Origin of the sequence: Nonomuraea sp. NPDC005730 (assembly GCF_040630865.1) — a bacterium.
In the GTDB taxonomy this organism is placed as follows: domain Bacteria; phylum Actinomycetota; class Actinomycetes; order Streptosporangiales; family Streptosporangiaceae; genus Nonomuraea.
In genome coordinates, this window is sequence record NZ_JBEXYK010000067.1 from 10,661 (window position 1) to 35,387 (window position 24,727).

Genomic DNA, 24,727 nt, shown 5'->3' on the forward strand with positions numbered 1-24,727 from the left:
TAATCGGCAAGCCGTCTCACCCGATCGTGTATGAGCGGCGCACGCTGGCCGCATGGGTGCGAAGGTCAGTGTGATCGTCAATGTCCACAACCCGGGTGACACCGCGGACGCGTGCATCCGCTCCGCGCTGGAGCAGACGCTGCCCGCCGCCGAATACGAAGTGATCTTCGTGGACGACGGCTCCACGGACGGCATCGGGGAACGGCTGGACACCATCGCCGATCTCCGCGAGAACGTCCGCGTGCTGCACCTGCCGCACACCGGGTCGCCCTCCCGCGGCCGCAACATGGGCGTGGCCGCGGCGGAGGGCGACTACGTCTACTTCCTCGACCAGACCGACCGGCTGGCGCGCGACGCGCTGGTCCGCATGCACGAGCGCGCCGTCGAGACCGACGCCGACGTGCTGATCGGGCGGCTGGCCCGCGACTACGGGCCGCCGATGGTGGCGTTCGAGCGCAGCACCGCCCGCGCCGACATCCTGCGCGAGCGCCTGATGACGCTGCTCGTCCCGCAGCAGCTCTACCGCCGGGCCTTCCTGGAGGAGCACGAGCTGGGCTTCGCGATGCCCGGCGGCCGGCTGGCCGAGCAGGCGTTCGTGATGCGGGCCTACCTTCACGCCAAGGTGATCGCCGTCCTGGCCGAGGAGGTCTGCTGCCAGCTCGGACCGCGGCCCGAGGCGCCCGAGGAGGACCCCCGGGTGATCGTGGCCGGGCTGAGCACGCTGCTCACCGACATCGACACCTACGTCGGCGCCGGCCGCCAGCACGACCGCATGTACGCCTACTGGTTCCGCTCCGCCGTGCTCAGGCCGCTGCTGACCGCCAGGTTCGCCGACTCCTCCGTGGACCGGGGCATGCACTTCCGGGTCGTCCAGGAGCTCGTCGGCGAGCGTTTCCCCGAGCGGATCGACCGCTACCTGCCGGTCCAGCTACGGGCGGTGGCCGCGTTCGTCCGGCGCGGACGCCTGGACCAGATCGTCATGTTCGCCAACTCCACCCGGCGCGCGGGCCTGCGCGCCGAGCTCACCGAGATGCGCTGGGACGCCCACATCCTGGTGCTCGGCCTGACCGTGGAGGTCATGTCCGGCGACGGCCTGCCCGACCGGTACCGCGTGGACGGCGAGCGCCTGCACTGGATCCCGCCGCGCTCGGTCGACACCAAGCTGCTGTCCGACGACGTCACCGACATCACGGCCGACGTCGAGCGGGCCCGCGTCGACGTCTACGTCCGGCACAGCGCGACCGGCGTGGTGCACTTCCTGCCGATGACCCAGCACGTCGAGCGCGGGCCCGACGGCCGCCGCCGGGTCCGCGTGCAGATCAGGGGCGAGGCCCACCTGGACGTGACCAGCGCGGCGATGGGCCGGCCGCTCAGCCCCGGGCAGTGGGAGGTGCACGTCCGCATGTTCAGCGGCGCCAACCAGGCCAGGAGCCGGGTCAGCCGGGCCGAGGGGCCGCTCAACTGCCTGGGCGTGCTGGCCCAGCGGCCCAGGATGCGGCTGGTGGTGCCGTGCTGGTCGGACAAGGGGGAGCTGGGCCTGGCCGTCGAGCCGCGCTCGTTCTCGGAGTCGATCGCGCTGGTGTCGCCCGGGGTGACCGTCCGTCAGCTCGACGGCCATGTGTACGTCGTGCTGCCGGTCCCGTACGTGCCGCCGAGCGGCGGGCCGCCCCTGGAGCTGGTGCTGCGCAGCACCGGCCGCCGGGAACGCGAGGTGTGCGCGCCCGCGCTGGTCGAGGCGGGGGTGCCGGGCAAGCTCGCCGGCCAGCTCGTCGCCAAGATCCCGGTCAAGCGGCACATGCCGAGCGAGGAGCACCTCGGGCCGGGCGCCTGGCTGTCGTCGTTGCGGTCGTCCGACGAGGAGATCGGGCTGCGGTTCGGTCTCCAGGTGCGCCGGGGCCGGGTCGAGACGCGCCCGGCCGTCGCGGTGGACCCCCAGCGGCGCTCGCCCATGGGCCGGGACACCGCGCTCCACCGCCTCGGCAGGCGCCTGCCCGGGGCGCGGCACATCGTGCGCTGGGCGCGCGCGGGCAGGCATCGCTACCTCAAGGAGTGACCCAGCCCTCCAGCTCCTGGAAGGCGTCCCTGAAGGCCGGGAGCATGGGCCTGAGCCGGTCGGGATAGACGTCGACGAGGCTGTCGAGGTGGTTGCCGCCCTCGATCCGGTGGTAGCGGAACGGGCGGTGCGGGCCGACCATCCTGGCGTAGACGTCGGAGTCGCGGGAGATCGGCAGCAGCGAGTCGAGCGTCCCGTGGATCGTGATCAGCGGCTTGGTGATCCGGCCGGTCAGCCCGATCCTGGCCATCGCGGCGTACGGCCGGCGCGCGTCGTAGTCGTAGTCGGCCGCCGCGCCCGTGTACGACGGGTCCAGCTCCTTCTGGTAGAGCTGCTGGGTGAGCTCCCAGTAGTACTGCCGGTGGAAGGGCCACAGGAACTCCGACCCCGGCGCGAACCCGGCCGCCCGCACGCCCGCCTCGTCCGGGTACGCCTTCAGCGCGGGCGGCAGGAAGTTCAGCAGGTTGTCGCCCTTGACCCGGAAGAGCGTGCCCTCCCAGTCCACGCCGCCGTCGTAGAGCCAGGCGCGGTTCTCCAGCTGCCACCTGACCAGGTAGCCGCCGTTGGACAGGCCGGCCATGAACGTACGGGCCGGCGGGCGGCCGTACCGCTGCCTGACCACGGCCTTGGCGGCCACGGCGAGCTGGGTGACGCGGTCGTTCCACTCGGCGATGGCGTCGCCGGGGCGGCGGCCGTCCTCGTGGAAGGTCAGGCCCACGTTGCCCTTGTCGGTGGCGGCGAACGCGTAGCCCTTGGACAGCACCCAGTCGGAGATCGTGTAGTCGTTGGCGTACTGCTCCCGGTTGCCCGGGGTGCCGCTGACGACCAGGCCGCCGTTCCACCGGTCGGGGAGCCGGATCACGAACTGGGAGTCGTGGTTCCAGCCGTGCGTGGCGTTGCCGGTGGAGGTGTCGGGGAAGTAGCCGTCGAGCTGGGTGCCGGGCACGCCGGTCGGGTTGACGGTGGCCTTGGAGTGCAGGCCGGCCCAGTCGGCCGGGTCGGTGTGGCCGGTCAGGGCGGTGCCGGCCGTGGTCAGGTCGTCGAGGGTGGCGCTGATCAGCTTCTCCGCGCCGGGCACGGTCAGCCCGTCCGCGGCGGGCGTGGTGAGCAGGCTCGCGACCAGGGTCAGGGCGACGAGCATCAGACCTCCTCCAGGTGCTCGGCCAGCAGGCGGCCGAACTCGGCGGGCCGCTCCAGGTGGGGGCTGTGGCCGCAGTCGTCCAGCACGACCTCGCGGTAGTGGCCGTAGCGGTCGAGGACCGCCCTGGTCTGGGTCACCATCGGCTGGGCCGGGGTGCCGGGGGAGCCGGGCACGACGCCGATCGCACCCAGGTGGGCCAGGTCGAACAGCGAGGTGTCGGAGACGATCACGTCGTCGGCCCCCCTGATCCACAGGACGGGCGGCCTGGGGCCGATCTCGTGCAGGTCGTCCAGGCGGAAGTGGGTGGGGGCGCACGCGTTGAGCACGCCGTGCTTGCCGGGGGCCACGCCGGGCCAGGCGGGGGAGCCGGCGGCGTCGCCCGGGTAGTTGGGCTCGCCCACGCGGGTGGTGAGCATGGACCGCAGGTAGAAGTCCTCGTCGGGGATCTGCGGGTGCTTGACGTAGCCGGTGCGGAGCACGTTGCGGGGGGACGTGGGGGATTCGTCGGACATGTCGCCCGCCTTGAGCCGGGCCACGAAGTCCGGGTTCGCCGCTCCGGCGCCCGATCCCGCGCCGTCGGGGTGGGTGAGCGTGCCGTCCGGGCCCTCGGTGCCGCCGAAGCCGTACGGGGAGATCGGGTTGACCAGCGTGACGCTTCTGACCAGCGCCGGACGGTCGCGCAGGAGCTGCAGGACGACGCCGCCGCCGAGGCTCCAGCCGACCAGGTGCACGCCGTCGAGCCCGAGCGCCTCGACCAGCTCGGCCAGGTCGTCGGAGAAGTCGCGCAGGCCCCTGGTGGCGTCCACCGGCTCGGGGTCGGTGTCGCCGAAGCCGCGCAGGTCGGGGGCGAGCGGGCGGTAGCCGGCGGGCAGCGCGGCCATGCTGTCGCGCCAGAAGGCGCCGGAGGAGACGTTGCCGTGCACGAACAGCACGGGCTCGCCGGACGTCCTGCCCTCGACGGTCAGGACGTGCTGCGTGAGGCGGGGGGTGGTGACCTTCATCGCGCGTGGATCCTCTCGGCCAGGTCGCGTCCCTGGGTCTCGCGGGCGGTGTACACGGCGACCAGCGTGAGCACCGCCGCCAGGCCAAGGTAGACCGAGATGGGCACGCTGCTGGAGTAGCTCTTGAGCAGCGCCACCGCGATCAGCGGGGCCAGCGCGCCGGCGACGATCGCCGAGAGCTGGGCGCCGATCGACACGCCGGTGTAGCGCGTCCTGGTGCCGAACAGCTCGGAGAAGAAGGCCGCCTGCGGGCCGTACATCATGCCGTGGAAGAGCAGGCCGACGGTGACCGCGAGAGTGATCGCCAGGAAGTTGCCCGTGTCCACCAGCGGGAAGAAGGCGAAGATCCACACGCCGATCCCGGCGGCCCCGGCCAGGTAGACCGGACGGCGGCCGACCCGGTCCGACAACGCGCCCCACATCGGGATCGTGACGAAGTGGATCGCCGAGGCGACCAGCACCGCGGTCAGCACCGTGGAGTTGTCGATCTTGGCGTTCTTCGCGTACGTGATGACGAACACCGTCAGCAGGTAGAACGAGATGTTCTCGGCCAGACGGGCGCCGATGGCGGTGAGCACGTCCTTCCAGTGGTGCCGCAGCACGCCCACGATCGGCGCGGTCGGCTCCGGCTCGGCCTGCTGGAACACCGGCGACTCGGTGATCGTCAGCCGGATCCACAGCCCGACCATCACCAGCACCCCCGACAGCAGGAACGGCACCCGCCAGCCCCACGACAGGAACGCCTCGTCGGACTGCCAGGCGGCCAGCATCGCCAGCACGCCCGTGGCCAGCAGGTTCCCGCCGGGCGCGCCCGCCTGCGGCCAGGAGGCCCAGAACCCGCGGCGCTTGGTGTCGCCGTGCTCGGACACGATCAACACCGCGCCGCCCCACTCGCCGCCGAGCGCGAAGCCCTGCACGAGCCGCAGCGCGGTCAGCAGCAGCGCCGCCGACGAGCCGAGCGTGGCGTACGTCGGCAGGCAGCCGATCAGGAACGTGGCGGCGCCCATCATCAGCAGGCTGACCACCAGCAGGGTCTTGCGGCCCACCCGGTCGCCGAAGTGGCCGAAGACCAGGCCGCCGAGCGGGCGGGCGACGAATCCGACGGCGTAGGTGAGGAACGACAGCAGCGTGCCGGTCAGCGGATCGGACTCGGGGAAGAAGAGTTTGTTGAACACGAGAGCGGCTGCCGAGCCGTACAGGAAGAAGTCGTACCACTCGATGGTGGTGCCGATCAGGCTCGCGGCGACGATCCTCTTGATGGAAGTGGCCATGCCGGTCACGGTAAAGAGTGACCGGCGTCACTTATATGGGGCCGGGACCCACAGTCTGTGGGGAGGATGTGTGGCCGAGCCGGTGCAGGCGGAGGGCGAGCTGGATCTCCAGCGCGCGTTCGGGCTCCAGCCAGCCCTCGCCCAGCAGCTTGCCGATCCGGTCGAGGCGCTGGGTGACGGTGTTGACGTGGATGTGCATGGCCTCGGCCGTACGGGAGGGTGAGCCGCCCGTGCCGAAGTAGGCCGACAGGGTGTCGGTGAGCGCGGTGCCGCGGCGGGCGTCGTAGTCGATCACCGCGCCGACCACGCGGCCGACGAAGCCACGCACGTCGCGGCCGTCGCCCACGAGCAGCCCGACGAAGCCCAGCTCGGCGGGGCTCGCGCCGTCGCCGGCCCGGCCGAGCGCGAGCAGCGCCTCGGCGCACCGCCGCGCCTCCTGGTACGCCTCCGCGACGTCCCGCGCCCCCGCCGCGCCGCCTTCCGGTCCGCTTGCCGCGCCCCCTCCTGAGCCGCCTGTCGGCGCGCCGGTCGAGCCGCCGGTCGAGCCGCCGGTCGAGGCTTCGGGGAGGCGGGCCGGGGAGGCGCCCGCCGTCGCCGGGCTGTGCAGCGACGCGCTCAGCTCGGCCGCCACCCGCTGGGCGAGACCGCCCGCGTCCATGCCCGGCAGCAGCAGCACCACCTCGTCGCCGCGCCCCGCCGCCAGCCCGTGCCGGACCGTGGCGTGCGAGGAGGCCCAGAACGCCGCCCGTTCCCGCTGGCCGCCGTGCCTGGCCACCACCACGACGTGCGGCGCGCGCAGATCCACGCCGAGCCGCCGGGCCCGGTCGGCCAGGCCCGGCGAGTCGGGGCGCGAGATCAGGTCCTCCAGCAGCTCGCCCCTGACCCGGCCCTCGGCCTCGGCCACGCTCCGCCTGAACAGCAGCAGCAGCGCGCACACCAGCGCCGCCCGCTCCAGGATGCGCTCGTCGGCGTCGTCGCTGCGCAGGATGAGCGTGCACAACGGCTCGCCGCCGACGTCCACCGACGCGATCAGCTGGTCGCCCCTGCGCACGGTACGCCCCAGCGCCCTGGACGCCTGCGCCGCCTCGAACACCCCCGCGTCCAGCTCGCCCACGTCGCCGGTGATCGGCCGGCCCAGGTCGTCGAGCACGGCCAGCGACCCGCCGAGCACCTCGGTCACCACGGCGGCGACGTCCTCGATGCCGCCGCCCCGCAGCACCAGCGAGGTCATCCGGTCGTGGGCCAGCGCGGCCCGCTCGACGGCCTCGCCGTGCGCCCTGGCGGTGCGGTGGGCCTGGGAGAGCTCCTCCAGGGCGTTCCTGGTCTCCTGGAGCAGCCGGGCGTTGTCGATGGCGACGGCGGCGTGCGCGGCCAGGCTCGCCAGCAGCGAGACCTCCTCCTGGTGGAAGGGCCTGGCGCTGCGGTTGGCCGCCATCAGCACGCCGATCACCCGCTGGCCCAGCCGCAGCGGCACCCCCAGGATCGCGACCAGGCCCTCCTCCTTGACGGCCTCGTCGATGTGGCCCTTGTGCCGGAACCTGGCGTCGGCGAAGTAGTCGGCGGTCGCGTACGGGGTGGCCGTCTGCGCGACCAGCCCGCCCAGCCCGGCGCCCATGGCCAGCCTGAGCGCCCGGAACTTGGCCGAGATCGACCCGTCGGTGACCCGCATGTACGTGTCGCCCTGCTCGGGGTCGTGCAACGTCATGTACGCGATGTCGGTCGCGAGCAACTGCCTGGCCCGGTGGACGATGGCTTCGAGCACGGCGTCGAGGTCGCGCAGCGCGGCCAGGTCGCCGGCGGTGTCGTAGAGCGCCGACAGCTCGGCCTCCCGCCTGGCCCGCCGCCTGAGCAGCGCCCTGACCTTCAGCGCCTCGACCTTGGCCTGCTCCAGCTCCTCGATCGTGGCCGGATCGGCGCCCTGCGCCCTGGCCTGCACGATCGGCCCCTCGAACTCGACCGCCGAAGCCTCCCGCGCCAACAACTCCAGGAAGTGCGTGCTCATGGCCTCACTCCGTGAGGCGGGCTCGGTCGCCAGATGCCGGTGGCTTCCCCCGCTCTGGTCGCTTCGCTCCCGCCGCCTGCGTTTGATGGCCTCACTTCGTGAGGCGGGCTCGGTCGCCAGATGCCGGTGGCTTCCCCCGCTCTGGTCGCTTCGCTCCCGCCGCTCCTCCAGCCACCGGCGCTCCCTCGCGTGCTCACTAATGGGCCGTCCAGCCGCCGTCTACGGGGAGGGAGGTGCCGGTGATGAAGGAGCCGTGCGGGCCGCAGAGGTAGGCGACCAGTTCGGCGACCTCCTCGGGCTCGATCAGCCGCTTGACCGCGGCCGGCTGGAGCATGATGTTCTCGACGACCTCGTCGCTGCCGATGCCGTGCACCCGGGCCTGGTCGTCGATCTGCGCCTCGACCAGCGCCGTACGCACGTACGCCGGGCACACGCAGTTGGACGTCACCCCGTGGGCCGCCCCCTCCAGCGCGACGACCTTGGAGAAGCCCTCCAGCGCGTGCTTGGCCGTCGTGTACGCCGACTTGTACGGCGAGGCCCGCAACCCGTGCACCGACGACATGTTCACGAACCGCCCCCACCCTCGGGCGTACATGCCGGGCAGCACCCGGCGCGCGATCAGGAACGGCGCCTCCACCATCACCCGCATCATGGTGGAGAACACCTCCGGCGGGAAGTCCTCGACCGGCGCCACGTGCTGGAACCCGGCGTTGTTCACCACGATGTCCACCGGCTCGTCGGGCAGCGACGCCGCGAAGGCCGGATCGCTCAGATCGGCCACCACCGCGACCCCGCCGACCTCCGCGGCCACCTTCCCGGCCGCCTCGCCCTGCCTGTCGACCACCAGGACCTTGGCCCCCGCGGCGGCCAGTCGCCGTGCGCAGGCGGCGCCGATGCCGCCCCCAGCCCCCGTCACCAGCGCGGTCCGCCCAGTCAGCTCCTTCGCCATACTCCGAACCCTAGGCGCTCGCCGCGCCGGGACGCATGGGTGCGGCCGACATAGATGCGAGCCGACCTATGTGGATCACCCCTCCGTCGGCGGCCGGGTCATGGACAGCACGTCGAGGGCGGCGTCGAGCTGCTCCTCGGTCAGGGTCCCGTCGGCCACGTGGCCGCGCTCGACGACGACCTCCCTGATGGTCCTGCGCTCGGCCAGCGCCTGCTTGGCTATCTTGGCCGCCTCCTCGTAGCCGACGTGCCTGTTGAGCGGGGTGACGATCGAGGGGGAGGACTCGGCGTACTCGCGCAGGCGCTCGACGTTGGCCGTGATGCCGGCGACGCAGCGGTCGGCCAGCAGCCTGGACACGTTCGCCAGCAGCCTGATCGACTCCAGGATGTTGCGGGCGATGACCGGGAGCTGCACGTTCAGCTCGAAGCTGCCCGAGGCCCCGGCGAAGGTGATCGCCGCGTCGTTGCCGATGACCTGGGCCGCGACCATGGCCGTGGCCTCCGGGATCACCGGGTTGACCTTGCCCGGCATGATGGACGAGCCCGGCTGGAGGTCCGGCAGGTTGATCTCGCCGAGCCCGGCGCGCGGGCCCGAGCCCATCCAGCGCAGGTCGTTCGCGATCTTGTTGAGCGACACCGCCACCACCTTGAGCTGCCCGGACAGCTCCACGATGGAGTCCTGGGCGCCCTGGGCCTCGAAGTGGTCGGCGGCCTCGCGGAAGGGGATACCGGTCGCCTCGGCCAGCTTCGCGATCGCCCGCTGCGCGAAGCCGGGCGGCGTGTTGATGCCCGTGCCGACCGCCGTCCCGCCCAGGGGCAGCTCCAGTACGTGGTTCAGCGCCGTGCGCACGCGGGTGCCGCCGTGGTCGATCTGGGCGGCGTACCCGCCGAACTCCTGCCCGAGTGTCACCGGCGTGGCGTCCATCAGGTGGGTCCGGCCCGACTTGACCACCTGCGCGAACTCGGCCTCCTTGGCGTGCAGCGTGTCGGCCAGGTGGGTGAGCGAGGGCAGCAGGTGGAAGGTCACCTCGATCGCGGCCGCCACGTGGATCGAGGTCGGGAAGACGTCGTTGGACGACTGGGAGGCGTTCACGTGGTCGTTGGGGTGCACGGGCCGTCCCAGCCGCTCCTCGGCCAGCGTCGCGATCACCTCGTTGGCGTTCATGTTGGACGAGGTGCCGGAGCCGGTCTGGAAGACGTCGATGGGGAAGTGGGCGTCGTGCTCGTTGTCGGCGACGTCGGCGGCGGCCTGCGCGACGGCCTCGGCCAGGTCTTTGTCGATCACGCCCAGCTCGCCGTTGACCTCGGCGGCGACCGCCTTGACCAGGCCGAGCGCGGCGATGTGGGACGGTTCGAGCGGCCGCCCCGAGACCGGGAAGTTCTCCACCGCCCGCTGGGTCTGGGCCCGCCACCGCGCTCCCGCCGGCACGCGGACCTCGCCCATCGAGTCATGTTCGATTCTGAACTCGCTCATGACTCCAGTCTGTCCCACGGCCGTGCGATCAGTCCGGGGCCGGCCCGCCCCGGGCGGGGACGGGCCGTCGTACCGGGGGCGGCACGCTCAGCTGGAGATGAGCGCCACGATGAGGACGGCGATCACGACCGCGGCGGCCGCCGCCACGGCCATGAGCACGAGCATGCCGTTGCGGTTGCCCGCCGGCGGCTTCTCGGGCGGCCCGGCGATGGCGAACAGGTCGGTCCCGAGGCCCTGGCCCTGGTGCGGGCCGGCGGCGGGCGGCACCGGCTGCCCCGGACGGTTCTGTCCGGGCCCGCCCGGCACCGGGCCACCCTGCTGCGGACCGCCCTGTCCCGGGCCCTGCTGTCCCGGGCCCTGCTGTCCCGGGCCCTGCTGTCCCGGGCCCTGCTGTCCCGGGCCCTGCTGTCCCGGGCCCTGCTGCCGCGCGGCGTGCGGCGGCTGCTGCGCCGGCGGGTAGACCTGCTGGCCGGGGGAGCCGCTCCGCGGCGAGGCGATGTGCCTGGTCGTGACGGTCCCCTCGTCGTCGGGGCGCTGCGGCGGACGGCCGCCGCCCTGCTCGGGTCCCGGCGGGAACGGCCCCTTGGGACGCATGACGCTGACGGTCCGATCGGGGTCGAAGTCGCCGTCGTCACCGGTGTCGCCCGCCTGCGGCGGCCGCGCAGGGCGCGCGCCCTGCGGCGGCTGACCGGGTGCGGTGCTCTGGGGCATCGTCGGCGCCCCCAGCGGGCTCCGGGCGGGCTCCTGCGCGCCGGACGGCACGGGCCCCGGCCCCTGAGGCCCTGGAGGCCGCGCCCCGGCGGGACGCACCGGCTGCGGGCCCGAGACGGGCGGGGCGCCCGCCCCGTACGCCTCCTGCGCTCCTGAAGGGCGCCCCTGAGGGCCGGAGGGACGTCGAGGGCCGGAGTCGGTGAAGGGGTCGGGCAACGCGGCCTCCTGGGCCATCAGGGCTTCCGCCGTGAGCGCCGGCATCTCGCTCGTGGGCGTGTCGGCGACCATCCGCATGAGGGTCTCCGCCTTGGCGGCGCTGAGCCGCTGCCGGTAGTCCTTGTTGAGCAGCCCGTTCAGCACCGGCCGGAGCCGTCCGGCCTGCGTGGGCGGGTCGGCGCTCTCGCTGAGCAGCGCCGCCAGCGTCTCGGCGATCGTGGCCCGCTCGTACGCCGGCCGCCCCTCGACCGCGAAGTACAGCGTCGCCCCCAGCGACCAGATGTCGGACTCGGGCCCGGTGTACTCGCCCCTGGCACGTTCCGGGGCCGTGTACCCGGGCGAGCCGATCACCATGCCCGTCTTGGTGAGCCGCGAGTCACCCTCGGCCTTGGCGATGCCGAAGTCCGTCAGGACCACCCGGCCGCTCTCGGTGATGAGCACGTTGCCCGGCTTGACGTCGCGGTGCGTGATGCCCTGGGAGTGCGCGGCGCGCAGCGCGCCGAGCAGGTCGACGCCGATCTCGGCCACGAGCCGTGGCGGCAGCGGCCCCTCCTCCTCGATCACCTGCTCCAGGGAGCGGGCCTCGATGAGCTCCATGATGATCCAGGGGCTGTCGTCCTGGATGAGCACGTCGTGGATGGCGGCGACGGACGGGTGGTTGATCCGCGAGGCGATGCGGCCCTCGCGGACCATGCGCTCGCGTAGCTCGGCCCGCTGGTCCTCGGTGAGCCCCTGGTCCTGGCGGATCTCTTTGACCGCCACCTCGCGCCCGAGCGCGCGGTCGCGGGCGCGCCACACGGTCCCCATCGTGCCCCGGCCGAGCGGGGCGATGAGCTCGTAGCGCTCCGCGAGCAGGCGTGTCTGCTGTTCCGGCATGAGAAGAAGATATCGATTCTCGCTTGGGAAGTGCTTTACCCTCGCTTGCGAAGTTCTCTTGGCCAGAACCGCCGAGGAAGGAACAACTTTATCACCGCAGCCTTGAAACGGACATAAGTGGACGGACTTGGACGTGGTTCGACCCGCCTGCGGTGGACGCCCTCACCCGGCCTGCGCTCCTGGCGCGGCGGCGGGACCGACAGCGTGGCGGCGGTGGCCTCCGCCCTGTGCAGCCCGCGGTGCGCGGGCCTGCGCGCGAAAGGGGGTGAGGTGCCCACGGGAACCGGGCGTACGGGCCGGCGCGGGGCCAGCGGCTCCTCCGCCGAGCCGCCCGCGGCCACCCGGGCCAGCATGAGCGAGGCCCGTACGGAGTCGAGCCGGGTCTGTGGATCGATCCTGAGCAGCGCGTCGAGCACGGGCGCCAGCGGGCCCGCCTTGCTCATCGGGATCGGCTCGCCACTGGTCAGCGCGGCCAGCGCGGCGGCGGCCGTACGGCGACCGTGCAGCCCCCGGCCCTCGACTGCGGTGTAGAGGGTCGCGCCGAGCGACCACAGGTCGCCCGCGGGGCTGGCCTTGGAGCCGAGAACCCGTTCCGGGGCGATGTAACCGGCCGATCCGAGCACGATGCCGGCCTGGGTGATGGACACGTCGCCTTCGAGCGCGGCCAGGCCGAAGTCGGTGAGCACCGCGCGGTCCTCGGTCACCAGGACGTTGCTGGGCTTCACGTCGCGGTGGAGGATGCCCTTGGCGTGGACGGCCCGCAGCGCGCCGAGGATCTGCCGGCCGATCTCGGCGGCCCGGCGCGGATGGAGCGGTCCGTGCTCCTGGATGAGCTGCTCCAGGGACCTGGCCCGGAGCAGCTCCATCACGATCCAGGGACGGTCGTCCTCGGTCACGACGTCGAAGACGGTGATGACCGACGGATGGGCCACCATCGCGGTCGCCCTGCCCTCGCGCTCGGTGCGGGCGCACAACTCCGCGCGCAGCTCCTCGTCGAGGACGGTGGGCAGCCGTACTTCCTTCACCGCCACGTCGCGGTCGAGCAACTCGTCATGCGCCCGCCAAACGGTGCCCATGCCGCCGCGACCAACCGGCTCCACGAGCCGATAGCGCGCGGCGAGAAGGTAACCGGAGGGCGCACGCATGCCAGGCAGCTTACCTATTTGTGTAAACCGACCAGTAGAGGCGGGGCCGATAAATTGTTGCGAACTTAAGTCAACCCGCCTGACTCGTTACGTCAGCGAACCTCCGGGCCACATCTGCCCAGTTGACGAGGCCCCACAGTTTCTCGACGTAGTCCGGACGCACGTTGCGGTACTGCAGATAGTAAGCGTGCTCCCACGCGTCGAACACGAGAAGCGGCGTGGTGTTCATTCCGACGTTGCCGTGGTGGTCGTAGATCTGCTCGACCACCAGCCTGCGGCTCAGTGGCTCCCAGGCCAGCACGCCCCACCCCGAGCCCTGGACCGACGCCGTGGCCGTGGTGAGCTGCTTCTGGAACGCCTCGAACGTGCCGAAATGCTGGTCGATGGCGGCCCTGAGCGCGCCGTCGGGGCGGTCGCCGCCGTCGGGGGAGAGGTTCTCCCAGAAGATCGAGTGCAGGACGTGGCCTGACAGGTTGAAGGCGAAGGTCTTCTCCAGGCCCACCAGGTTGCCGAAGTCGCCGCCCTCGCGGGCCTCGGCCAGGCGGTCGAGGGTGTCGTTGGCGCCCTTGACGTAGGCCGCGTGGTGCTTGGCGTGGTGCAGCTCCAGGATCTCGCCGGTGATGGCGGGCTCCAGCGCGCCGTAGTCGTAGGGCATGTCGGGAAGGGTGTAGTCCCCCATGGGTTCCGTCCTCTCGAAGTAGATCTCTGGAGGACACTATTGCAAGTAGTTCGCAAGTGCATCAGACTTGCGACCTAGGTCTCGCCTTGGCATCGTGGCGAGAGTCAGTTGGGTCCAGTTTGTGCGCGGGCGGCATGAGCCGCCCGCGCACAGGCGTCCTGTGGGGATTTCTTGGGGTGGGAATTACCCAGGTCAGGGCGCTGTTGTACCCATCTGTACGCGACGGCAGGGCAGCCGTGTCGAGGCGCCCCCGCAGATCTGTCGTCATCACCCATCGCAGGATTCACACCTGTGACCCGCCGTGCCTCATGCGCGGACGGTGAGCAAAGGAGCACCCCCCGATGGCCAAGCACGCCATGATGACCACGTCCCATATCGCCAAGCTCGCTCTCGGCGCGACCATCGCCGCGACCGCGCTGGGCGCCACTGCCGCCGTCAACGCCGAGACCGCGCACCGGACCGCCGCCCAGACCGCCGCTCAGCAGTCGGCCGCGCAGGGTTCGGCCCAGGGCCGGGTGAACGTCACCGCCGCCCAGGTGCTGGCGACCGCCCGCGCCCAGGTCGGCACCTCCGAGGACGCCAACGGCGGCGGCACCAAGTTCCAGAAGTGGTACGCCGACTCCCAGCGCGCCGGCGAGACCGTCGCCCGCGACGGCGGCAGCCGCCAGGACTACCTGAACGCCGCCTGGTGCTCGATGTTCGTCTCCTGGGTCGGCGAGGAGACCGGCGCCCGCCCGCAGGTCGGCTGGGACGCCTACACCGTGGCCCACGCCAAGTGGTTCGCCGCCAACGACCGCTGGGGCACCGAGGCCAGGCCGGGCGCCGTCGTCTTCTTCTCCTGGAGCGGCAGCAAGAGCCTGAGCGACATCCAGCACGTCGGCTTCGTCGTCAAGGACAACGGTGACGGCACCATCTCGACGATCGAGGGCAACACCGGCAACGGCAAGGTGGAGGAGCGCGTCCGGCCGACCTCCCAGGTCGTCGGCTACGGTTACCCGTCCTACGCCGCCTGACACATCGACACAGCGCGCATTCCTGCCCGGGATGCGCGCTTTGTGGCATTACCGCACGTCACAGCGACTGTGACGCTCGGCACACCCCTCTCCCCGATAAATGTGCATGATGCCTAGTAGGGCACTTTCCGGCGTACGGCAGGCTGAATGACAGGAACCACGGCACGCCGTCAGCAAGATGTAAGGGTGCCGAAAGGGGACGGGGGCATGGTTAGGACATGAGCGCAGGCGAGAACCCGCGAGCAGCTGAAACTGTCGGTGCCGGCCCTGAGACTGGGTAGGACGCCGAAGTTCCACCACTGACGACAGAAGTTGAAGGACGTGATGGAGATGCGCCAGACACAGGTTCGTCGCCGGCCGAAGAAGCCGGTCGGCGCCACCCTGGACCTTCGCACGCCGTCGGGGCGACAGTTGCCCTTTTGAACATCAGGAAGCAGGAGCGCCATCTGAGAGGTGCGCGATGATGTGCAGTCACTTTCCCGTATGCCCCAGTGCGGACTCGCCCGACCGTGAGCGTTCGCACGTGATCTCGGCCCACCCCGACCAGGGCTGGAGCCTCCTCTGCAACGGCGTGGTGCTGTTCGAGGACACGGGTCTGCTCCTGCCTGACGGCAGCGTCGTCGCCCCCCACCGAGCCCCCGTCGCCGCCTGAGACGCCCGAGGGCAACCCCCCGTCGTCCGGTGCCGAGGGTGGGCTTCGACCGCCGCCCGGCACCCTTCGACGCGCTCGGGCCCTACCTGCGCCCGATGCTCAGCACCGGCCCGGTGCGGTCGGTGAAGAAGTCGTCACCCTTGTCGTCGACGACGATGAAGGCGGGGAAGTCCTCGACCTCGATCTTCCACACCGCCTCCATGCCCAGCTCGGGGTATTCGAGCACCTCCACCTTCCTGATGCAGTCCTGGGCCAGCCGGGCGGCCGGACCGCCGATGGAGCCCAGGTAGAAGCCGCCGAACTTCTGGCACGCCTCGGTCACCTGCCTGGACCTGTTGCCCTTGGCCAGCATGACCATCGAGCCGCCCGCCGCCTGGAAACGCTCGACGTAGGAGTCCATGCGGCCGGCCGTGGTGGGGCCGAACGAGCCGGAGGCGTAACCCTCGGGGGTCTTGGCCGGGCCGGCGTAGTAGACCGCGTGGTCCTTGAGGTACTGGGGCATCTCGCCGCCGTCGTCGAGCAGCTCGGCGATCTTGGCGTGCGCGATGTCGCGGGCCACGACGAGCGGGCCGGTGAGGGAGAGCCGCGTCTTGACGGGGTATTTGGTCAGCTCGGCGAGGATCTCCGGCATCGGCCTGTTGAGGTCGACGCGGACGACGTCGTCGGACAGGTGCTCGTCGGTGGTCTCCGGCAGGAAGCGGGCCGGGTCGGTCTCCAGCTTCTCCAGGAACACGCCCTCGGCCGTGATCTTGGCCAGCGCCTGGCGGTCGGCCGAGCACGACACCGCGATGGCCACCGGGCAGGACGCGCCGTGCCGGGGCAGGCGGATCACGCGCACGTCGTGGCAGAAGTACTTGCCGCCGAACTGGGCGCCGATGCCGAGCTTCTGCGTCAGCTCGAAGACCTTGGCCTCCAGCTCCAGGTCGCGGAAGCCGTGCCCGGAGGGCGAGCCCTCGGTGGGGATGGAGTCGAGGTAGCGGGCGCTGGCGTACTTGGCGGTCTTGAGCGCGAACTCGGCGGAGGTGCCGCCCACCACCACGGCCAGGTGGTACGGCGGGCAGGCCGCGGTGCCCAGCGAGCGGATCTTCTCCTCCAGGAAGGCCAGCATGCGCTTCTCGTTGAGCACCGCCTTGGTCTCCTGGTAGAGGAACGACTTGTTGGCCGAGCCGCCGCCCTTGGCCATGAACAGCAGCTTGTACTCGTCGGCGTGGCCGTGGGGGTCCTCGGCGTAGAGCTCGATCTGGGCGGGCAGGTTGCTGCCGGTGTTCTTCTCCTCCCACATGGTCAGCGGGGCCATCTGGGAGTAGCGCAGGTTGAGCTTGGTGTAGGCGTCGTAGACGCCGCGCGAGAGGTGCTCGGCGTCGCGGCCGTCGGTCAGCACGTGGCGGCCGCGCTTGCCCATGACGATGGCGGTGCCGGTGTCCTGGCACATCGGCAGCACGCCGCCCGCCGAGATCGAGGCGTTCTTCAGCAGGTCGAGGGCGACGAACCGGTCGTTCCCGCTGGACTCGGGGTCGTCGACGATCTTGCGGAGCTGCGCCAGGTGCGAGGTGCGCAGGAAGTGGGAGATGTCGTGGACCGCGGTCTCGGTGAGCAGCCGCAGGGCCTCGGGGTCGACCTCCAGGAACGTACGCCCGGCCGCTTCGACCTTCCGCACCCCCTCCGACGTGATCAGCCGGTACTCGGTCTCATCGGCGCCCAGGGGAAGCAGATCGGTGTAGTCGAAGTCCATGTCCATAGAGGGTACGCCCCCCGTCAGGTGGTCATCCCGGGGCCGGGACGGGCTCCGGCGAGCGCCGCGCGGTGAGCCCCACCAGGATGCCGGCGATCACCAGACCGGCCCCCGCCAGGTCGTAGACGCTCGGCGTCGCGATGCCGAGCGCGAGCCCCGTCACGATGGCGCCGACCGGGATGAGCCCGGCGAACAGCCCGGCCGTCCCGGGGCCGAGCCTGGGCAGCGAGGTGTACCAGAGGAAGAAGGCCATGACCGTGACCACGACCGCCAGGTACACGAAGCCCAGCGTCTCGGCCGCGGTGGGCGTCCTGAACATGGTGGCGCCCTCCTGGACCAGGCCGACCACGGCCAGCATGGGCACGGCCAGCGCCGTCGAGTACGCCGAGACCCGGATCGCCCCCAGCTTCGGCAGCAGGGGGATGGCCAGCATGGAGAAGCTCACCTCGCCCACCAGCGCCCCGAGCGCCCACAGCAGGCCGGTCGGGTTCCCGCTGCCCAGCCCGGTCGCCAGCGTCGCGCCGGCCACCACCGCGGACGCGCCCACCAGCAGGCGCGGCGCCGGACGCCCGCCGGCCAGCGCCAGCGCCAGCGGCACGGTGCCGAGGACGGTGCCCACCAGCGCCGGCCCCGAGGCCCGGGTGGACTCGACGACGCAGACGTTGAAGACCACCAGCCCGAGCAGGGTGAGCCCGCCCAGGTACAGGGTCTCGCGCCCGGTCAGCCGGACGAAGCGCAGGCCGAGCGCCCTGGTGACGACCAGCAGGATGACCGCGGCGGCGAGGTAGCGCACGGCCTGGCCGCCGTACACGGGATAGGAGCCGATCAGGCCGGACACTCCGGCCAGGGTGCCCACCAGGAACATGGCGGTGGCGGCGCCGGCGATTCCGTTTCTCATGGGCAGGATCGTAGGGAGACAATGGTTCGTATAAACAGTCCAATAGGCCGCTATATGACAGGACCAATATGGCCGACCTGCACATCCAGATAGATCGGGACGCGGGAGGGATCGCCGGGCAGATCGCGGCCGAGCTGCGCGAGGGCGTGCGCCTCGGGCGGCTCGTGCCCGGCACCCGCCTGCCCGCCACCCGCGACCTCGCCGCCGACCTCCAGGTCTCCAGGGGCGTGGTGGTGGAGGCGTACGAGCAGCTCGTGGCCGAGGGGTTCCTGGTCTCGCGGGTGGGGGCCGGGACCGAGGTGGCCCCGCTGGGCGCCGTCCGGTCCGCCCGTCCCTGGCCGGTGGCCGACGGCGGCGCCTGCGGGCCGTACCAGGGGCATCGGGCCACGTCCCCCGATCTGGGGCACTTCCCTCGGGAGCGGTGGTCGTCGGCCCTGCGGCACGTGCTGGCCACCGTGCCGTCCGACGCGCTCGACTACGGCGACCCCGGCGGCGTCCCCGAGCTGCGCGAGGAGCTGGCCGGTTACCTGCGGCGGGTCAGGGCGGCCGACGTCCATCCCGACAATCTGGTCGTCGTGGGCGGCGTGGCGCAGGGGCTGAGCCTGGCGCTGCACGTCCTGGCCCGGCGCGGCGGCCTGCGCCTGGTCGTCGAGGACCCCACCAGCCGGCGCCAGGTCCCGCTGCTGGAACGGGCCGGGGCCCGCCTGGTGCCGGTGCCCGTGGGCTGCGAGGGCCTGGTCACCGGCGCCATGGAGGGCGACGCGGCGCTGGTCACGCCCGCACACCAGTACCCGACGGGCGTCGTGCTCTCCCCGGCCAGACGGGCCGCGCTCATGGAATGGGCCTGCGCGGGCGACCGGACCGTCCTGGAGGACGACTACGACGCCGAGTTCCGCTACGACCGCGACCCGGTCGGCTGCCTCCAGGGGCTGGCCCCCGACCGGGTGATCCTGACCGGCAGCGTCAGCAAGTCGCTCGCGCCCGGCCTCCGGCTCGGCTGGGTCGCCGCCCCCGCCCACCTGGCCGAGGCGATCCGCCGCGCACGGAGCGAGCTCGACCTGGGCTCCCCGGTCATCGAGCAGTACGCGCTGGCCCACTTCCTGCGCACGGGCGGCTACGACAAACACCTGCGGCGCATGCGCAGGGAGTACCGCCGCCGCCGGGACGCCCTGGTCGGGGCGCTGGCCGAGGAGCTGCCGGAGATCCGCGTCCGCGGCATCCAGGCCGGGCTGCACGTCTACCTCGACCTGCCGGACGGCTGGGACGAGCTGCGGGTCGTCCGCGCGGCCGAGGGCGTCGGCCTGGCCGCCGAGCCGGTCGCGCCGATGCGGTTCTCGCCCGGCCCGCCGGCGGTCGTGGTCGGGTTCGCCCGGCTGCCGGTGCATCAGGCGGCGGAGGCCGTGCAAGGCTTAAAAGTCCGAATGTCTGGACATATCATGGACTGAGGCGGAAAGCGGGACTGGAGGCGGCATGCGGGTGGGACTGCTGGGCCTGGGCCGGATCGGCGCGCTCCACGCCGCGAACCTGGCCGCACATCCCCTGGTCGACGAGCTGATCGTGGCCGACCCGGTCAGGACCTCGCCGTACGGCAGGCCGGGGGACCCGTTCGACGCCGACGCCGTGGTCATAGCCACGCCGACGAGCACGCACGCCGAGCTGCTGATCCGGGCCTGCGAGCTGGGCGTCCCCGTCCTGTGCGAGAAGCCGGCGGCGGGCACGGTCGCCGAGACGGTCAAGGTGCTGGAGGCGAGCGTGGGCCGGCGGGTGTGCATCGGGTTCCAGCGCAGGTTCGACCCCGGTTACCGGGCCGCCCGCGCGGCGCTGCGGGCCGGCGAGCTGGGGGAGCTGCACCGCGTCCACCTGGTGACGGCCGATCCCGCGCCGCCGCCCGCCGCGTACGTCCCGCTGTCCGGCGGCCTCTTCCGCGACTGCCACGTCCACGACTTCGACGTCCTGCGCTGGGTGACCGGGCGTGAGGTCGTCTCCGTCCACGCCGTCGGCGCGAACCGGGGCGCGGCGTTCTTCAAGGAGGCCGGCGACGTGGACAACAGCGCCGCGCTGCTCACCCTCGACGACGGCACGCTGGCCACGCTCCAGGGCTCCCGCTACAACGGCGCCGGCTACGACGTGCGCATGGAGCTGGCGGGCACGAAGGGCACCCAGGTGGCCGGGCTCGGCCCGCGCGCCCCGCTGCGCAGCGCCGAGGGCCTGCGGCCGTCCGGCCCGCCCTGGCCCGACTTCGCCGCCAGGTTCGGCCCCGCCTACGCGGCCGAGATCGACACCTTCCTGCGCGGCGGCGAGGGTCTGTGCTCGGTCGAGGACGCCCTGGCCGCTCTGTACGTCGCCGAGGCCGCCGACCTGTCGCTGCGCGAGTCCCGTACGGTCCAGATGGCCGAGGTGCGCGGCTGAGGCGGCGGCCCGCGCCTCACGCCTGCGCGGCGGCCCGCCTGGGCGCGAAGCCCGGCGCGAGCGCGATGATCACGCCCGCCAGCAGCAGCGGCGCGACGAACGCCAGCCGCCAGTCCGTGGCGTCGGCGATGCCGCCGATCAGCGCGGCTCCCACGATGAAGCCCACGTAGTTGAAGAGGTTCACCCGGGCGATGGCCACCCCGGTGCCCGCCGGGTCCAGCTTGCCCGCCGCCGAGAACGACTGCGGCGCGACCACCGACAACCCCAGCCCGGTCAGCCCGAACGCGACGATCGCCAGCGGCTGGTTCGGGGCCACCACGACGCCGAGGAAGCCCAGCGTGGCCAGCGCGCCGCCGAGCCGGACGATGACGGCCGGGCCGTAGCGGCGGACCGCGACGTCGCCGCCGAGCCGCACGGCCAGCGTCGCGCCCTGGTAGACGCTGTAGGCCAGCTTCGCCACGCTGTCCTGGGCCAGCAGGGCCTTGCCCATGAAGACGGTCGCGAAGTTCGACACCGCCGCGTCGCCGATGTAGAGGAAGCCCATCGCCAGGCAGAGCGGGATGATCGGCCGCCAGGGGAACTTCCCGGTCGCGGCCTCGACGACGTTCTCGACCTTCTCCTCGGCGATCGTGCACAGCTTCGGCCCGGCGTAGACCGAGCCGGCCACCGCCAGGACCATGGGGATCGCCATCGTGACCGCCAGCGAGACCCGGCCGGCCGCGAACACCGCCCACAGGGCCCCCGCCAGGCTGAGGACGCTCCACACGCTGTGGAAGCCGTTCAGCACGGCGGTGCCGTACCGGCGTTCGACGGCCACGCCCTGCATGTTCATGCCCGCGTCCACCGCGCCGACCGCCAGGCCGAACAGCAGCAGCGCGGGCACGGCCAGCGGCACCGAGGGCGCGAGGCCGGTGAGCACCACGGCGAGCGCCACCGCGGGCTGCGCGACCCGCAGGAGCAGCTTGCTGCCGTACCGGGCGGCGAACGTGCCCGCGCCGACGCTGCCCACGCCGGCGAAGACGGGCACGATGAGCAGCAGGAGCGTGAGGGCACCGTCGGTGAGCTCCAGCTCGGTCTGGAGGCTGGCCACCTGGACGAGCAGGGTTGCGAAGGAGAGGCCCTGCACGCCGTACACGACGTACGTGGCGGCACGGGCCTGGCGATCACGCGGGGACGGCACGACGGCCTCCTGATCGGGGGGGAATCAAACGTGAGGCGGAGTCAGGTTAGCGGCTGGTCAGGGCCGTACGCCAGCGGCAGATCCAGCGGTGGATAGGGTGCCTGGGTGAAACGGGGCTACGCGACCGGCGAGGCGCGCAAGGAGCGCATCCTGGCGGTCGCGCTGCTGGAGTTCGCCGAGCACGGCTACCGCGGCGCCTCGCTGGCCCGCATCGCCGAGCGGGTCGAGCTCTCCCAGGCCGGGCTGCTCCACCACTTCCGCAGCAAAGAACGTCTGCTCCTCGCGGTGCTCGACTACCGCGACGAGCTCGACCGGCGCCGGTTCGGGCCGGGGCGCGACGGGCACGACGTCGGCGGCGCCGACGCGCTGCGCGCCCTGGCCGACGTCGTCGACCACAACGCGCGGGTGCCGGGCCTCGTCCAGCTGTTCTCGGTGATCAGCGGCGAGGCGGTGACCCCCGGCCACCCCGGCCACGAGTGGGCCAGGCGGCGCTACCGGCGGCTGCGCGCCGACGTGGCCGACGCGCTGCGCGCGGGCGTCGAGCGCGGCGAGTTCCGGGCCGGCCTCGACGCCGAGGCCCACGCCGACCGCCTGATCGCGATGATGGACGGCCTGCAGACCCAGTGGCTGATCGACCCCGGCCAGGTGGACATGGCGGCCGTCTTCCGCGGTTACGTGGAAGACCTCATCGCCGCTCTACGGCCCGCCTGACCGCCCGCACGGGCTCGGCCTCCGCCAGCCGCCCGGCCGCCCACACCCCGAGGGCCAGCAACGCGGCCACCTCGGTCCCCGCCAGCCCCCGTTCGACCAGGCCGAGGGGCATGACCCGGTACCACGGCAGGCCGTGGCCGGCGCCGATCAGCACCGCCGCGCCGATGCCCACGACCCACAGCGCCGAGCACACCCCCAGCCCGAACGCCACCGTCGCCGACCTGCGGCGTTCCCGGTGCCGCCAGGGCCGGGCGATGACCAGCGCGGCGAGCGGCAGGCTGAGGAAGGCCACGAAACTGCCGACCCGGTGGATGCTGCCGCTCGTGCTCGGCCCGACCGCCCAGTCGTGCTTCTGGAACGACGCCGTCAGCAGCAGCCCCACGCTCCAGGCCATGAGCGCGACCGTGCCGACCGCCCCGGCCAGCCGCTTGCGCGCCAGCGAGACGCCGATGGCCGCCGACCCGGCCGCGAGCAGGCCCACGGCGAGCCCGAAGATCCACCCGTCGGGGCCGAGACCGTGCTCGCTGATCGTGCGCCTGAACGGGTTCGTCTCGTCGAGGCTGATCACGTCCAGGCCGACGATCACGGCGATGCCCACCCCCGCCGCACCGAGCCCCCATCGCGCCGGTTGATGCACGCCCGCCTCCCGGGATCAGCGGTCAGAAGCCTGTCGCGTGGATCAACGGCGAGAAACGCCGGACGATTCCGGCGTACGGCCACCGGCACGCCGACGCGAACGGAGAGCCAGTTCGGGAGATCGGCGCGTTGCTCGTGCGGATTAGCCGATGTGCGCCCTGTTGGTCCGCTCTTGGGCGAGCGAATACCCGGGCCGCCGGATATCGTCAGAAGTGTGAACGAACGCGCGGGATCGTGGTTGCCGAAGCTGCAGGAAGTCGGAGAGCGGCTTGCTGAGGAGTTCGTGACGTCCCGGCGCGCACCGGCCGCGTCCGGCCTGCCGCAGCCGCACGAGCTGCGCGCCTCCGACGCCGACCGCGAACGCATCGCGCAGGTGCTCCAGGACGCCCACGCCGACGGCCGGCTCGACCTCGTCGAGCTGGAGGAGCGGCTCGGCGTCGTCTACTCCGCGCGCACGCTCGGCGACCTCGCCGGGCTCACCGCCGACCTGCTCCCGGCCGAGGAGCAGCCGCTGAACCTCGACGGCCGGCCGGTGTCGGCCATCTTCAAGAAGGAGCAGCGCGGCGGGCGCTGGGTGGTGCCCGCCGAGCTCGACGTCACGGCCATGTTCGGCACGACCAAGCTGGACTTCCGTGAGGCGATCCTGCAGAACAGCCGGATCGTCATCAACGCCACCCTGGTCTTCGGCGGCCTGGAGATCCACGTGCCGGAGGACCTTGAGGTGATCAGGGTCGCCAAGGGGGAGACCGTCCGCCTGACCAAGCAGCCGGTCGAGCCCGGCGGGCCCGTGGTCGAGGTGCGCACCACGAACTTCGCCGGCGACATCAAGGTCAAGGAACCGCCCAAGCGCAAACGCCGCCGCTGAGGCGGGTCAGCCGGCCGTGTCGAAGTTGATCGCGCTGTAGGCGCGCAGCTTCCAGAGCTGGTGCTCGCTCTCGACCTTCCTGATGGTCCCCGACCGGCCGCGCATCACCAGCGAGCTGGTCACCGCCGCGCCCGACCTGAACCGCACGCCCTGCATCAGCTCGCCCTGGGTGATGCCGGTCGCGGCGAAGAACACGTCGTCCGACCTGACCAGGTCGTTCGTGGTGAGCACCTGGCTGAGGTCGTGCCCGGCGTCGATGGCCTTGCCGCGCTCGGCGTCGTCGCGCGGCCACAGCCGGCCCTGGATCACGCCGCCCAGGCACTTGAGCGCGCACGCGGCCACGATGCCCTCGGGCGTGCCGCCGATGCCCAGCATCAGGTCGATGCCGGTGCCCGCGCGGGCCGCCATGATCGCGCCGGCCACGTCGCCGTCGACGATGAACTTGATCCGCGCGCCCGTCTCCCTGATCTCCTTGACCAGCTTCTCGTGCCGCGGCCGGTCCAGCACGACCACCGTGACGTCGGACGGCGAGCAGTGCTTGGCCCTGGCCACCGCGTTGATGTTGTCGGCCACCGACGCCTCGATGTTCACCACGTCGGCCGCCTCCGGCCCGGTGACCAGCTTCTCCATGTAGAACACCGCGGACGGGTCGTACATCGAGCCGCGCTCGCTCACCGCGATCACCGACACCGCGTCCGGCATGCCGAGCGCCGTCAGCCTGGTCCCGTCGATCGGGTCCACCGCCACGTCGCAGTCGGGGCCGCTGCCGTCGCCGACGCGCTCGCCGTTGTACAACATCGGGGCGTGGTCCTTCTCGCCCTCCCCGATGACCACCACACCGTTCATCGACACCGTGTTGATCAGCTGGCGCATGGCGTTGACCGCCGCGCCGTCGGCGCCGTTCTTGTCGCCGCGGCCCACCCAGCGGGCCGCGGCCATGGCGGCCGCCTCCGTCACGCGTACCAGCTCCATCGCCAGGTTGCGGTCGGGGGCGTGCTCGCCCGTCGCGAGCGCTGCCGGTACCGACGTCTGATCGGACATGCTGAGCCTCCTCGTTGAGAACTCTCTCGATCGTAGTTGCCGGTCTATTCCCGGTCAGAGGGGGATAATCTGC

The 24,727-nt window shown here is 72.2% G+C and carries 21 protein-coding genes; 7 read left to right on the plus strand and 14 right to left on the minus strand.

The annotated features are described in order from the left end of the window. The first annotated feature begins 52 nt into the window (after positions 1-52). A complete protein-coding gene (locus tag ABZ444_RS43400; RefSeq protein WP_358010031.1) occupies positions 53-2,053 on the plus strand; it encodes a glycosyltransferase family 2 protein in 2,001 nt (666 codons plus the stop codon). Here ABZ444_RS43400 and ABZ444_RS43405 read toward each other — a convergent pair. The 9 genes from ABZ444_RS43405 to ABZ444_RS43445 all read right to left on the minus strand — a co-directional run bounded on the left by ABZ444_RS43405 (position 2,043) and on the right by ABZ444_RS43445 (position 13,517). Continuing rightward, entirely contained in the window at positions 2,043-3,194 is a 1,152-nt protein-coding gene (locus tag ABZ444_RS43405) for a tannase/feruloyl esterase family alpha/beta hydrolase (protein WP_358010032.1), read from the minus strand. The genes ABZ444_RS43400 and ABZ444_RS43405 overlap by 11 nt on opposite strands. Continuing rightward, positions 3,194-4,195 carry an alpha/beta hydrolase gene (locus ABZ444_RS43410; RefSeq protein ID WP_358010033.1) on the minus strand — a complete coding sequence of 334 codons (1,002 nt, stop codon included), beginning with the start codon at positions 4,193-4,195 and terminating at the stop codon, positions 3,194-3,196. The genes ABZ444_RS43405 and ABZ444_RS43410 overlap by 1 nt, the downstream gene beginning before the upstream one ends. Then, complete coding sequence (locus ABZ444_RS43415; RefSeq protein ID WP_358010034.1) at positions 4,192-5,466, minus strand: MFS transporter; 1,275 nt, start codon at positions 5,464-5,466, stop codon at positions 4,192-4,194. The genes ABZ444_RS43410 and ABZ444_RS43415 overlap by 4 nt, the downstream gene beginning before the upstream one ends. A gap of 31 nt (positions 5,467-5,497) precedes the next feature. Further along, the gene (locus tag ABZ444_RS43420; protein WP_358010036.1) at positions 5,498-7,468 is read right to left on the minus strand and encodes a GAF domain-containing protein; all 1,971 of its coding nucleotides are present in this window, start codon (positions 7,466-7,468) and stop codon (positions 5,498-5,500) included. A gap of 196 nt (positions 7,469-7,664) precedes the next feature. Continuing rightward, positions 7,665-8,417: a 3-hydroxybutyrate dehydrogenase gene (locus tag ABZ444_RS43425; protein WP_357974593.1), complete on the minus strand. Its 753-nt coding sequence runs from the start codon at positions 8,415-8,417 to the stop codon at positions 7,665-7,667. Between the two features lie 75 nt (positions 8,418-8,492). After that, positions 8,493-9,890, minus strand: coding sequence for a class II fumarate hydratase (locus ABZ444_RS43430; RefSeq protein ID WP_358010037.1), 1,398 nt, complete (start codon positions 9,888-9,890; stop codon positions 8,493-8,495). Between the two features lie 87 nt (positions 9,891-9,977). Then, positions 9,978-11,693 (minus strand): protein kinase, encoded by a 1,716-nt coding sequence (locus ABZ444_RS43435; RefSeq protein ID WP_358010038.1) that lies wholly within the window; start codon positions 11,691-11,693, stop codon positions 9,978-9,980. Between the two features lie 35 nt (positions 11,694-11,728). Continuing rightward, on the minus strand, positions 11,729-12,838 hold the full coding sequence (locus tag ABZ444_RS43440) for a serine/threonine-protein kinase (RefSeq protein WP_358010039.1): 1,110 nt from the start codon (positions 12,836-12,838) through the stop codon (positions 11,729-11,731). A 70-nt stretch (positions 12,839-12,908) separates the two neighbouring features. After that, positions 12,909-13,517 (minus strand): superoxide dismutase, encoded by a 609-nt coding sequence (locus ABZ444_RS43445; RefSeq protein WP_358010040.1) that lies wholly within the window; start codon positions 13,515-13,517, stop codon positions 12,909-12,911. A 341-nt stretch (positions 13,518-13,858) separates the two neighbouring features. On the opposite strand from ABZ444_RS43445, the gene ABZ444_RS43450 reads away from it, so the two are divergent. Together ABZ444_RS43450 and ABZ444_RS43455 are read left to right on the plus strand one after the other, a co-directional pair. Continuing rightward, a complete protein-coding gene (locus tag ABZ444_RS43450; protein ID WP_358010041.1) occupies positions 13,859-14,530 on the plus strand; it encodes a CHAP domain-containing protein in 672 nt (223 codons plus the stop codon). A gap of 463 nt (positions 14,531-14,993) precedes the next feature. Further along, the gene (locus ABZ444_RS43455; RefSeq protein ID WP_352327892.1) at positions 14,994-15,182 is read left to right on the plus strand and encodes a DUF5999 family protein; all 189 of its coding nucleotides are present in this window, start codon (positions 14,994-14,996) and stop codon (positions 15,180-15,182) included. Positions 15,183-15,264: 82 nt separating this feature from the next. Here the strand turns inward: ABZ444_RS43455 and ABZ444_RS43460 are convergent, their stop codons facing one another. Together ABZ444_RS43460 and ABZ444_RS43465 are read right to left on the minus strand one after the other, a co-directional pair. After that, a complete protein-coding gene (locus ABZ444_RS43460) occupies positions 15,265-16,914 on the minus strand; it encodes a fumarate hydratase (protein WP_358010042.1) in 1,650 nt (549 codons plus the stop codon). A 31-nt stretch (positions 16,915-16,945) separates the two neighbouring features. Next, the gene (locus tag ABZ444_RS43465) at positions 16,946-17,812 is read right to left on the minus strand and encodes a DMT family transporter (RefSeq protein WP_358010043.1); all 867 of its coding nucleotides are present in this window, start codon (positions 17,810-17,812) and stop codon (positions 16,946-16,948) included. 68 nt (positions 17,813-17,880) lie between these two features. Here ABZ444_RS43465 and ABZ444_RS43470 point away from each other — a divergent pair, with 68 nt between their 5' ends. Together ABZ444_RS43470 and ABZ444_RS43475 are read left to right on the plus strand one after the other, a co-directional pair. Next, on the plus strand, positions 17,881-19,257 hold the full coding sequence (locus tag ABZ444_RS43470; RefSeq protein WP_358010044.1) for a PLP-dependent aminotransferase family protein: 1,377 nt from the start codon (positions 17,881-17,883) through the stop codon (positions 19,255-19,257). Positions 19,258-19,282: 25 nt separating this feature from the next. Then, positions 19,283-20,221, plus strand: coding sequence for a Gfo/Idh/MocA family oxidoreductase (locus ABZ444_RS43475; protein ID WP_358010046.1), 939 nt, complete (start codon positions 19,283-19,285; stop codon positions 20,219-20,221). 16 nt (positions 20,222-20,237) lie between these two features. On the opposite strand, the gene ABZ444_RS43480 is transcribed toward ABZ444_RS43475, so the two are convergent. Beyond that, positions 20,238-21,401 (minus strand): MFS transporter, encoded by a 1,164-nt coding sequence (locus ABZ444_RS43480; RefSeq protein ID WP_358010047.1) that lies wholly within the window; start codon positions 21,399-21,401, stop codon positions 20,238-20,240. A 105-nt stretch (positions 21,402-21,506) separates the two neighbouring features. Here ABZ444_RS43480 and ABZ444_RS43485 point away from each other — a divergent pair, with 105 nt between their 5' ends. Further along, positions 21,507-22,112 carry a TetR/AcrR family transcriptional regulator gene (locus ABZ444_RS43485; protein WP_358010048.1) on the plus strand — a complete coding sequence of 202 codons (606 nt, stop codon included), beginning with the start codon at positions 21,507-21,509 and terminating at the stop codon, positions 22,110-22,112. Here ABZ444_RS43485 and ABZ444_RS43490 read toward each other — a convergent pair. Then, positions 22,087-22,749: a DUF998 domain-containing protein gene (locus tag ABZ444_RS43490; protein WP_358010049.1), complete on the minus strand. Its 663-nt coding sequence runs from the start codon at positions 22,747-22,749 to the stop codon at positions 22,087-22,089. The two genes, ABZ444_RS43485 and ABZ444_RS43490, sit on opposite strands and share 26 nt — an antisense overlap. Positions 22,750-22,962: 213 nt before the next feature. Between ABZ444_RS43490 and ABZ444_RS43495 the strand changes: the two genes are divergently transcribed. Continuing rightward, on the plus strand, positions 22,963-23,613 hold the full coding sequence (locus tag ABZ444_RS43495) for a DUF1707 domain-containing protein (protein WP_358010050.1): 651 nt from the start codon (positions 22,963-22,965) through the stop codon (positions 23,611-23,613). Between the two features lie 6 nt (positions 23,614-23,619). On the opposite strand, the gene glpX is transcribed toward ABZ444_RS43495, so the two are convergent. After that, positions 23,620-24,654: a class II fructose-bisphosphatase gene (gene glpX, locus ABZ444_RS43500; RefSeq protein WP_358010052.1), complete on the minus strand. Its 1,035-nt coding sequence runs from the start codon at positions 24,652-24,654 to the stop codon at positions 23,620-23,622. Between the last annotated feature and the right edge of the window lie 73 nt (positions 24,655-24,727).